Here is a 10,706-nt window from a genome sequence, read left to right on the forward strand (position 1 = left end):
TCCGGGCGGCCGTGACCGACCCGGCCACCCGGACGCGGCTGCTGCGCCTCTGCCTGCTGACCAAGGCGCTCTACGAAGTCGATTACGAGGCCAACAACCGGCCGGACTGGATCGAAATCCCCGCCCGGGGGGTTCTCACCATTCTGGACACGGACGGCCACGAGCCCGGAGAAACTGTATGACGGCGACCGACGAGACCTTCGCACCGCGGATCGACCCGGAAGCGGCGAGCGCGCGGAACGCGGACGTCCCGAACGCCGGAGCCGCCTCGGCGCAGGCGGGCCCCCGTTCGGGCACCCCTTCGGGCGTCCATCCGGACGCGATCGCCGCGCTGATGTCCGCCAACCACGGCGACCCGTTCTCCGTGCTCGGCCCCCACCGGGTCGGCCCGAACGCCTGGGAGGTCCGCGCCGTCCTGCCCGAGGCACGCTCCGCCGCCCTGGTGACGAGCGAACGCACCGTGCCGTTCGAGAAGCGGCACCCGGACGGGTTCTACGTCGCCCGGGTCGAGGGCGAGGGACGGCCGCTCTACGAGATCGAGGTCGAGTTCTGGGACGGGACCAAGCGGCGCCGCTTCGACCCCTACGGCTTCGGCTCCTCGATCGAGCCCTACGACGTCGCGACCCTGCGGGAGGTCGGCACCAACCTGGTCTACCGGATGCTCGGCGCCCAGTCGGGGCAGCTCGACGGCATCGACGGCTTCCGCTTCGCCGTGTGGGCGCCCAACGCCCGCAAGGTCAGCGTCGTCGGCGACTTCAACGACTGGGACGGGCGGCGCCACCCGATGCGCCTCTGGCAGGAAGGCGGGATCTGGGAGGTGTTCGTGCCCGGCCTCAAGGCCGGCGAGCGCTACAAGTTCGAGATCCGCGGCCCGGACGGCGCCCTGATCCCGCTCAAGGCCGACCCGGTCGCCTTCGCGGCGCAGCACCCGCCGGAGACGGCCTCGGTCACCCACGGGACGGGCGAGTTCGACTGGCGCGACGCCGGCTGGATGACGACCCGCGGCGCCAAGGATCCGCGCCACGCCGCGATCTCGATCTACGAGGTCCACCTCGGCTCCTGGGCGCGGGTGCCCGAGGAGGGCAACCGCTACCTCACCTACAAGGAGCTGGGCGAGCGGCTGATCCCCTACGTCAAGGATATGGGCTTCACCCATATCGAGATGCTGCCGATCACCGAGTTCCCGTTCGACGGGTCCTGGGGCTACCAGCCGGTCTCGCTGTTCGCCCCGACCAGCCGCTTCGGCACGCCCGAGGATTTCGCGGCCTTCGTGGACACAGCCCACGAGGCCGGCATCGGCGTGATGCTCGACTGGGTGCCCGGCCACTTCCCGCTGGACGCGCACGGGCTCGGCCTGTTCGACGGCACGCACCTCTACGAGCACGCCGACCCGCGCCAGGGCTTCCACCAGGATTGGGGCACCTACATCTACAATTTCGGCCGGACCGAGGTCGCGACCTTCCTGGCCGCCAACGCCCGGTTCTGGCTGGAGCACTACCACCTCGACGGCCTGCGGGTGGATGCCGTGGCCTCGATGCTCTACCTCGACTATTCGCGCCGGCAGGGCGAGTGGATCCCGAACCGCTACGGCGGCAACGAGAACCTCGACGCTATCGACTTCCTGCGCAAGACCAACGAGGCGACCTACAGCCACGCCCCCGGCACCATCACGGTGGCGGAGGAATCGACCTCCTGGCCGGGGGTCTCGCACCCGACCTACACGGGCGGCCTCGGCTTCGGCTTCAAGTGGAACATGGGCTGGATGCACGACACGTTGAAATACGTGTCGGAGGATCCGATCCACCGCCGCTACCACCACCACAACCTGACCTTCGGGCTGCTCTACGCCTTCTCGGAGAACTTCATCCTGCCGCTCTCCCACGACGAGGTCGTGCACGGGAAGGGCTCGCTGCTCGGCAAGATGCCGGGCGACCGCTGGCAGAAATTCGCGAACCTGCGCGCCTATTTCGGCTTCATGTGGGGGCATCCCGGCAAGAAGCTGCTGTTCATGGGCGGCGAGTTCGGCCAGGAGCGGGAGTGGAACCACGACATCAGCCTGGACTGGCACCTGCTCGACGACCCCCTGCACAAGGGCGTCAAGGACGTGGTGCGGGACCTCAACCGGCTCTACGTCTCGACCCCGGCCCTCCACACCCGGGACGTCGAGGCGACCGGGTTCCAGTGGCTGGTGGCCGACGACCAGGACAACAGCGTCATCGCCTGGGCCCGCAAGGGCGCCAAGCCGGGCGAGGTCGCGATCGTGGTGTCGAACTTCACCCCGATCCCCCGGGAGGGCTACCGGGTCGGCGTTCCGGAGGCGGGTTTTTACAGGGAGGCGTTCAACTCGGACGCGGGCGTCTACGGCGGCTCGAACCTCGGCAACAACGGCGGCGGCCACACCGACGGCCAGGCGAGCCACGGCCAGGCCCAATCCCTGTCGCTGACCCTGCCGCCGCTGGCCACGATGATTTTTTTGCTGGAGCGGTGACGTAAATCCCTCCCCCCTCTGCGGGGGAGGGTGGCCCCTGCGTCAGCAGGGGTCGGGAGAGGGGAGCGCCGTTTCCGGAAAGCGCGCGACAGGCGTGAGATCCTGAACCGTCGAGCTGCCCCTCTCCCGACCCGGCCTGACGGCCCGCCCTCTCCCGCAGAGGGGGGAGGGAACGCGTGTCAGGTCGGGACTGGATGATCCTGCCGCGCCGGGAATAGATTCGGAGCCTGCCGAAGCGCCAGCCCTACGCGGCGCGCCAGCGCAGCGCCGGGCTGTTGCCCATCGCACGGGCGTAGAGGCCGGCATAGCTGTCGGCGGCCTGGTCCCAGCCGAACCGGGCGGCCATGGCACGTCGGCGCATGGCGTTGAGGCGCTTCTTCTGGCCGAACGCCTCGAAGGCCCGGCGGACCGCCGCCCCGAAGGAAGGGGCGGAGGCCTCCGCGAAGGTGAAGCCGGTCACCCCGTCCTCCACCGTGTCGGCCAGCCCCCCGGTGCGGTGCACGATCGGCAGCGAGCCGAAGCGCTGGGCGTACATCTGGGCGAGCCCGCACGGCTCGAACCGCGAGGGCATCAGCAGGAAGTCGCTGCCGGCGAACATCCGCCGTGCCTGGGCCTCCTCGAAGCCGACATGCACGCCGACCGCGTCCGGGTGGCGCTTGGACAGGCCGCGCAGGGCCTGCTCGAACCGGCCCTCGCCCTGGCCGATCACCACGAGCTGTCCGCCCTCGGCCACGATCGCCTCGGCCGCCTGCAGGCTCAGGTCGATGCCCTTCTGGTGCACCAGGCGCGAGACGATGGCGAAGAGCGGCCCGCGGGAGACCGCGAGCCCGAATTGCTGGCGCACCGCCTCGGCGTTGGCGCGCTTGCCCTTCCAGTCGTCGACCTCGAACCGGGTGGCGAGGTGCTGGTCGGTGCTCGGGTCCCAGGTCTCGTCGATGCCGTTGAGGATGCCGGCGAGGCGGCCCTGGCCGGCGCGGGTGCGCAGCAGCCCGTCGAGGCCGCAGCCCATCTCGGGGGTCTGGATCTCCCGAGCGTAGGTCTCGCTCACCGTGGTGACCTGCGAGGCGTAGAAGATGCCGGCCTTGAGGAACGACAGCTGGCCGTAGAATTCCGCGCCGTCGACCTGGAAGGCCGAGTCCGGCACGCCGAGGCGGCCCAGGCTGTCGCGGGGGAACAGGCCCTGATAGGCGAGGTTGTGGATCGTCAGCACGCTCGGGATGCGCCGGCCGCGCCAGGCCAGGTAGGCCGGGGCCAGAGCCGCCTGCCAGTCGTTGAGATGCAGCAGGTCGGCGGCCCAGTCCGAATCGGCGCCGGCGGCGATCTCCGCGGCCGCGAGGCTCAGGCGGGCGAAGCGCAGGTCGTTGTCGCCGAAATCGCCGTTCGCGTCGCCGTAGGGCGTGCCGTCGCGCTCGTACAGGTCGGGGGCCAGCAGGACGTAGATGCGCAGGCCGTCGGCGGCCTCGACCAGGCCGAGGTCGCAGGGGGGCACGCCCGCGAAGCCCTCGAGCCGGGCGACCACCGGGATGTCGGGGAACGCGGCCCGGACCTGGCGGTAGCCGGGGATCAGGACGCGGATGTCGTAATGCGGCACCAGGGCCCGGGGCAGGGCGGCCGAGACCTCGCCGAGGCCGCCGGTCTTCACGAAGTCGGCCATCTCCGGGGTGGCGTACAGGATGCGGCGGCGCAGCGAGGCCGGCCAGGCCGGGTTGGTGAACGGCACTGCGGCACCGCCGCCTTCGCCGAAGGCCTCATCGGCGAGGGAGCCACCGCGGAGCGCATCGTGCATGGGCATCGATCCCGGCCGGGCGGAAGGCCCCGGTCTGGCAGAGGATCGGGCAGACACGGCTGTCACGGCCTCAACCATGTCCAATGCTCCTCCGTCGCACCCGTTCCGCTGCGACGCACAATTTAGGCCAGCGTCAGCCTTAAGCTTCGGTTACAGATTTCGCCATGGCGCGATGTCCGTGCTGCACTGCGACAAGAGATGGCAGGGGCGGGCTCAGGAGCGGCGCAGGATCACCCCCTCGTCGGGCCCGAGCGTCAGGGTCTCGCGGGCGCGCGCCCCCGCCCGGCCGGCCAGCGTCGAGAGCAGCACCGTCCAGTCGCCCTCGGGCAGGGACAGGCTGTGCGGATCGCCGCCGAAGTTCAGGATCACGCGCAGGCACGCGTCGTCGGCGCAGCGCTCGTAGGCGAGCACATCCCCGGCCTCGACCGGCAGGCCCCGGTAGTCGCCCACGCAGAGCGCCGGGTGGTCGCGCCGCAGCGCCAGGAGCCGCCGGTGCAGGGTCAGCATCGAGCCGGGATCCGAGCGTTGGGCCTCGACGTTGCGGGTGGCCCAATCCTCCGAGAGCGGCAGCCACGGCTCCGCGGCCGAGAAGCCGGCCTGCGGGGCCTCGTCCCACTGCATCGGGGTACGCTCCGGGTCGCGGCCGTGGCCGGGCTCGTTGCGCTCCCAGGGGTCCCGGGCGCGCCCCGGCGGGATCGCGACGCGGCCGAGCCCGATCTCGTCGCCGTAATAGAGGGTCGGGGTGCCGCGCAACGTCAGCAGCAGCATCGCGGCGATGCGGGCCTGGGCCTCGCCCACCCGGGCGGCGATCCGCGGCTGGTCGTGGTTGCCCAGCACCCAGTTCGGCCAGCCGCCCTCGGGGAGCGCCGCCTCGTACTGGGCCACGAGGTCGGCGACCGCGTCGGCCCGCCACGGGGTCTGGATCAGCTGGAAGTTGAAGGGCAGGTCGGCGCCGGTGAGGTCGGGGCCGTAATAGGCCACCAGCCGCTCGATCGGCAGGTAGATCTCGCCGATCAGCACCCGCTCGCCGTACCGGCGCAGCACCGCCCGCATCCCGGCGATGACGTCGAACACCTCCGGGCGGTCGGCGGAATAGACCTGGGTGAAGCGGTTGATCTCGGGCGTGCCCGGCGCGTAGTCGGGATTGGCCGGGTTGTCGCGGAATCCGGCATCCTTCATCAGGTGCCAGATCACGTCGACCCGGAACCCGTCGACCCCGCGGTCCAGCCAGAAGCGGAGCGCGTCGTGCATCGCGGCCCGCACGGCGGGGTTGCGCCAGTTCAGGTCCGGCTGCTCGGCCAGGAAGGCGTGGTAGTAGTACTGGCCGGTGGCCTCATCCAGCGTCCAGGCCGGGCCTCCGAAGTTCGACACCCAGTTGTTCGGCGGACCGCCCCCCGGGGCCGGGTCGCGCCAGATGTACCAGTCCCGCTGCGGGCTGGAGCGCGACGACCGGCTCTGCGCGAACCACGGATGCGCGATCGACGAGTGGTTGGGCACGAAGTCGAGGATCACCTTCAGCTTGCGCCGATGGGCCTCGGCGACGAGCGCGTCGAAGTCGGCCAGCGTGCCGAACAACGGGTCGATGCCGCAGTAATCGGCGACGTCGTAGCCGAAATCCGCCATGGGCGAGGGGTAGACCGGCGAGATCCACACCGCGTCCACCCCGAGCCACGCGAGGTAGTCGAGCCGCGCCGTGATTCCCGGCAGGTCGCCGACCCCGTCGCCGTTCGTGTCCTGGAACGAGCGCGGATAGACCTGGTAGACGGTCCCGCGCTTCCACCAGACGGTCTCGGTCATGCTGCGCCTCGCGAATCCCCGGCCCAGGGTTAACCGCTGAGCCGCGCGCTGGCGACGGCGCAGATGCGCGCGACGCGGGCTGGCGGTGCCGGCCGTTGTGTCTAGAATGTCACGTAGTCGCGCCATATCTCCGGCCGCGCCGTCGCACGCCCCGGTCGGGGCGGCACCGCCACGACTTCGCCAGGAAGCCGGTCGCACAGTCGCGGCTTCGGGGCACGGATCGCCCGCCCGTTCACGCGGTGGCAATCCATCAAAAGAGATAATCCGCCCACGATAGCCCCGGCACTAGACTCCGGGGCGCTGACTTTGGGGGACCCGCACGTGCTGAACGACGTTCTCACTCCGCCCGCCCAGCGGGACGCCCTGCGCGACGACAGCGCGGCCGAGATGCCGATGGCCGCCGCCTGGACCGCGCCGCTCCTGTCGCAGACCGGTGACACCGTGGTCGACCTGCGGGAATCGATCCGCGCCAAGCTCACCTTCGCGCTCGGCCGGACCCCCGAATCCGCCCGTCCGCGCGACTGGTTCGTGGCCACCGCGATGGCCCTGCGGGAGCGGGTCGTGGCGGCCTGCATGGCCTCCGAGAAGGCCGTGCCGAACAAGCGGGTCTACTACCTCTCGCTCGAATTCCTGATCGGCCGGCTGATGTCGGACGCCATGAACAACCTCGGCCTCACCGACACGACCCGGGCGGCGCTGCGGGAACTCGGGGTCGATCTCGACGCCGTGCAGGATGCCGAGCCGGACGCCGCGCTCGGCAACGGCGGCCTCGGGCGGCTGGCCGCCTGCTTCATGGACAGCATGGCCAGCATCGGCATCCCGGCGATCGGCTACGGCATCCGGTACGATCACGGCCTGTTCCGCCAGTCCTTCGAGGACGGCTGGCAGCGCGAGGCGCCGGAGACGTGGCTCGCCGAGGGCAATCCCTGGGAGTTCGTCCGGCCCGACGCGACCTACGCGATCGGCTTCGGCGGCACCGTCACCCTGTCCTCGCCCGGCGAGGGCGTGATCCGCCGCCACTGGCAGCCGGCCGAGACCGTGCGGGCGGTCGCCCACGACATCCCGGTGGTCGGCTGGCGCGGGCGCCACGTCAACCGGCTGCGCCTGTGGAAGGCGGAGGCCGGCGAGCCGGTCGACCTCGGTCGCTTCAACGACGGCGACCATGTCGGCGCGGTGGCGGCGCGCATGCGGGCCGAGGCGATCTCCCGGGTGCTCTATCCGAGCGATTCCTCCGCCGACGGGCAGGAACTCCGCCTGCGCCAGGAATACTTCTTCACCTCGGCCTCGCTCCAGGACCTCATCGCCCGCCACGTCATGGAGCGCGGCGACGTGCGGTCCCTACCGGACCACGCCGCGATCCAGCTCAACGACACCCACCCGGCCATCGCGGTGCCGGAGCTGATGCGCATCCTGATGGAGGACCACGACCTCTCCTGGGAGGATGCGTGGCACGTCACCACCCACACGCTGAACTACACCAACCACACCCTGCTGCCCGAGGCGCTGGAGACCTGGCCGGTGGAGCTGATGGAGCGGCTGCTGCCGCGCCACATGCAGATCATCTACCTGATCAACTGGATGCATCTCGAGGAGCAGGCCAAGCACGGCCGCCAGGACGCCGCCCACCAGGACGCCGCCTACCTGGCCTCGATCTCGCTGATCGACGAGGCCCATGGCCGCCGGGTCCGGATGGGGCACCTCGCCTTCCACGGCGCCCGGCGGGTCAACGGCGTCTCGGCGCTGCACACCGACCTGATGCGGTCCACGGTGTTCGCGCCGCTCCACGCGCTGGATCCGGACAAGATCGTCAACAAGACCAACGGCATCACCTTCCGGCGCTGGCTCCACAACGCCAACCCGGGCCTCACCCGGCTCGCCGTGGAGACGGTGGGCGCGGGCGTCCTCGACGATCCCGAGCTGCTCCGGGGCCTCGAGGCCCATGCCGAGGATCCGGCCTTCGTGGCGCGCTACGCCGCCGTGCGCCGGCAGCGCAAGGAGGCGCTCGCCAAGGTCGTGGCCGAGCGCACCGGCATCGACATCGATCCGGACGCGCTGTTCGACATCCAGGTCAAGCGCATCCACGAGTACAAGCGCCAGCTCCTCAACGTCGTCGAGACGGTGGCGCTCTACCAGGCGATCAAGGCCGAGCCGCACCGGGACTGGACGCCCCGGGTCAAGATCTTCGCCGGCAAGGCGGCGCCGAGCTACGTCCGGGCCAAGCTGATCATCAAGCTCGCCTGCGACGTGGCCAAGGCGGTGAACGACGACCCGGAGGTCGCGGGCCGGCTGAAGGTGGTGTTCCTGCCGAACTACTCGGTGAGCCTCGCCGAGACGATCATCCCGGGCGCCGACCTGTCGGAGCAGATCTCCACCGCCGGCATGGAGGCCTCGGGCACCGGCAACATGAAGTTCGCCCTCAACGGCGCGCTCACGGTCGGCACGCTGGACGGGGCCAACATCGAGATCCGCGACCATGTCGGGGCGGACAACATCTTCATCTTCGGCCTCGACGCCGCCGGGGTGCAGGCGCGCGAGGCCGAGCCGGGCTACGCCGCGAAGGCGATCCAGGCCTCGCCCCGGCTGGCGGCGGCGCTGGACATGATCGCCTCCGGGCGGTTCTCGCCGGAGGAGCCGGGCCGGTTCCGGCCGCTCACCGACGACCTGCGCCAGCGCGACCAGTACCTGCTCACCGCCGACTTCGACGATTACTGGCGGGTGCAGCGCTCCATCGACGCCGCCTGGCGCGACCCGCGCGGCTGGTGGGCCAAGGCGATCCGCAACACCGCCCGGATGGCGTGGTTCTCCTCCGACCGCTCGATGCGCGAATACGCGGACGAGATCTGGCGCGTCCGCCTGGGCTGAAGAAGAAGTCCCGGTTTCGAAAGGAAGTCCTGGTTTCGAAAGGAAGTCCTGGTTTCGAAAGGTCTTGGACCTTTCGCGGGTCCAAGGCGGAGCCCTGGTGCCGGGCTCCGCCCGAAGTCGGGGCCAAGTCCTGGATGTCTTGCCCCGACACCCCGCCGGAGGGCTTCAGGCCCTTCGCTTTCAAGGTGTTCGGCCCCGTGCGCGCCGTGGGATCGGCGCTCCCGAGCGGATCACGCGCGTCCCTGTCCCGGACAGGTGAAGCGAAGCGGAACCTGATCCGGGACCCAGCACACGAAGCGCCGCGCCAGCGGCACCGGTCGATCAGGCGGACGCTGCGCGCCGTCGTGTGCTGGGTCCCGGGTCGCATTCCGCTGGCGCTGCATGCGCCCGGGAAAAGGACCGTGCAGACCGGCTCGACGCCATATCCTGGCTCTCAGCCTAACACCTTGAAAAGGTAGGGCCTCAGGCCCTCGGGAAACCCGTGAGCCGGCGCAGGTTGCGGAGAAGCCGGTGGCGGATCAGCGCCGCGCGCTCGGCGAGCCCGAGCCTGCGCCGGAAGAACACGTGCGACACCCGGCCGAGACGCGGCCCCCGGTCCGGCTCGCCCTTGCGCAGGGCGATGTCGGGCAGCGCGGAGTCCTGCGTGATCGTCAGGGAGCGCGCGGCCGGGAACAGGGCGGTGCGGTAGACCGAGCGCATGTAGTACGAGAATTCGTCGTAGGCGGTGATCGCGCGCGTCCGCCCGCGTGCCGGATCCCGGATCGTGAGCGTGCCCGCCTGCGGCCCGTAGGTCACGAGCAGGCCGATCACGCGACGCGGTCGCCCGAGCGGGATCTCGACGCGCGCGCCCTCGGGGATCTCCAGGAAGTGCAGCGGGATGCCGTTGCGGCGCAGTTCGAACCCGCATTCCAGGCCGGGGAGGGTGCGCAGCGGCAGGGATTCGAACCGGGCCGGCAAGCCCCGGAACCGGTCGACATAGGCGCGGCCGGGGGGCGGCGCCCGCATGAAGGCGTAGACCAGGGTGCCGTAGAGTTCGGCCCCGGCCGGGGCGACATGGGTCCCGTCCTTCAGCAGGTAGGTGATGTCCCCGGCCCCCGCGGCGGCCACCGGGGCGGCGATGTCGAGACAAACGATGCCGTAGAGGGCGCGGTACTCAGCGAGCAGGGCGGCGACGGGCTCGGCCGCGTAATCGACCCCGCCCTGGTGGAGGTTGAGGAAGGCCACCGGCAGGCCCCGCCGGGCGGTGGCCGCCAGGATGTCGTCCAGGTAGGCCCGCATCGTCGCGCCGTCGAAGTAGCGGACGTTGCCGGTGAACAGCTCCAGCAGGACGTGGTCGCAGGGACAGGCGTCGAGGATCTCGTCGATCAGGCAGGCGATCGAGGGCAGGGAGTGGCCGCCCCAGCCGCTGCGCAGGAAGGTGACGGGCCGCCCCTCGGCCACCGCCAGGGCGTTGGCGCGCTCGACATAGCCCGCCAGCTCCGTGACGCTGTAGCCGAGGCAGAGCACGCGGAGCATCGACGCAGACCGACTCACGGGAAATGACGGGATCCCAAAGGGCCCCCGGCTCTGTGGCGGGGTCTCGGGGCGGAGCCCTGATGGTCCGGGCGCGGTCCGCGGTCGGCCGTCGTGGTCAGTCGAGCACGATCGGGTAGCAGCGCGCGCCCACCGAGGCGGCGAGCACCTGCACGGCGCCGACGGTGGCGATGTCGCCGGCCACGTGGACGACGTCGGTGGCGCGCAGGCTCGGCAGGTGGGCGGTGAGCGGGCCGGAGC

Annotated in this window: 6 protein-coding genes and 1 pseudogene; 3 read left to right on the forward strand and 4 right to left on the reverse strand. The window is 71.0% G+C overall.

From position 1 onward, the window contains the following. Together FV228_RS10880 and glgB are read left to right on the forward strand one after the other, a co-directional pair. The coding region (locus FV228_RS10880; RefSeq protein ID WP_147854643.1) for a hypothetical protein at positions 1-182 on the forward strand (182 nt) is incomplete at its 5' end. Beyond that, the gene (glgB, locus tag FV228_RS10885) at positions 179-2,488 is read left to right on the forward strand and encodes a 1,4-alpha-glucan branching protein GlgB (RefSeq protein WP_147854644.1); all 2,310 of its coding nucleotides are present in this window, start codon (positions 179-181) and stop codon (positions 2,486-2,488) included. The genes FV228_RS10880 and glgB, both read left to right, overlap by 4 nt. 244 nt (positions 2,489-2,732) lie before the next feature. On the opposite strand, the gene glgA is transcribed toward glgB, so the two are convergent. Next, positions 2,733-4,274 carry a glycogen synthase GlgA gene (glgA, locus tag FV228_RS10890; RefSeq protein WP_147854645.1) on the reverse strand — a complete coding sequence of 514 codons (1,542 nt, stop codon included), beginning with the start codon at positions 4,272-4,274 and terminating at the stop codon, positions 2,733-2,735. Between the two features lie 213 nt (positions 4,275-4,487). Then, on the reverse strand, positions 4,488-6,071 hold the full coding sequence (locus tag FV228_RS10895) for an alpha-amylase family glycosyl hydrolase (protein ID WP_147854646.1): 1,584 nt from the start codon (positions 6,069-6,071) through the stop codon (positions 4,488-4,490). A 393-nt stretch (positions 6,072-6,464) separates the two neighbouring features. On the opposite strand from FV228_RS10895, the gene FV228_RS10900 reads away from it, so the two are divergent. Further along, positions 6,465-8,933: a glycogen/starch/alpha-glucan phosphorylase gene (locus FV228_RS10900; RefSeq protein ID WP_238260774.1), complete on the forward strand. Its 2,469-nt coding sequence runs from the start codon at positions 6,465-6,467 to the stop codon at positions 8,931-8,933. 462 nt (positions 8,934-9,395) lie between these two features. Here the strand turns inward: FV228_RS10900 and FV228_RS10905 are convergent, their stop codons facing one another. Continuing rightward, positions 9,396-10,448: a hypothetical protein gene (locus tag FV228_RS10905; RefSeq protein ID WP_147854648.1), complete on the reverse strand. Its 1,053-nt coding sequence runs from the start codon at positions 10,446-10,448 to the stop codon at positions 9,396-9,398. A 115-nt stretch (positions 10,449-10,563) separates the two neighbouring features. Next, a pseudogene (locus FV228_RS34150) lies at positions 10,564-10,706 on the reverse strand (ferredoxin--NAD(+) reductase); the annotation flags it as partial.

The organism is Methylobacterium sp. WL18, assembly GCF_008040015.1.
Lineage (GTDB): Bacteria > Pseudomonadota > Alphaproteobacteria > Rhizobiales > Beijerinckiaceae > Methylobacterium > Methylobacterium mesophilicum.

Coding starts and splice junctions, on each gene's coding strand:
- FV228_RS10895 (WP_147854646.1), bottom strand. CDS start 6,071: ATGACCGAGACCGTCTGGTGGAAGCGCGGGACCGTCTACCAGGTCTAT.
- glgA (WP_147854645.1), bottom strand. CDS start 4,274: ATGCACGATGCGCTCCGCGGTGGCTCCCTCGCCGATGAGGCCTTCGGC.
- FV228_RS10900 (WP_238260774.1), top strand. CDS start 6,465: ATGGCCGCCGCCTGGACCGCGCCGCTCCTGTCGCAGACCGGTGACACC.
- glgB (WP_147854644.1), top strand. CDS start 179: ATGACGGCGACCGACGAGACCTTCGCACCGCGGATCGACCCGGAAGCG.
- FV228_RS10905 (WP_147854648.1), bottom strand. CDS start 10,448: ATGCTCCGCGTGCTCTGCCTCGGCTACAGCGTCACGGAGCTGGCGGGC.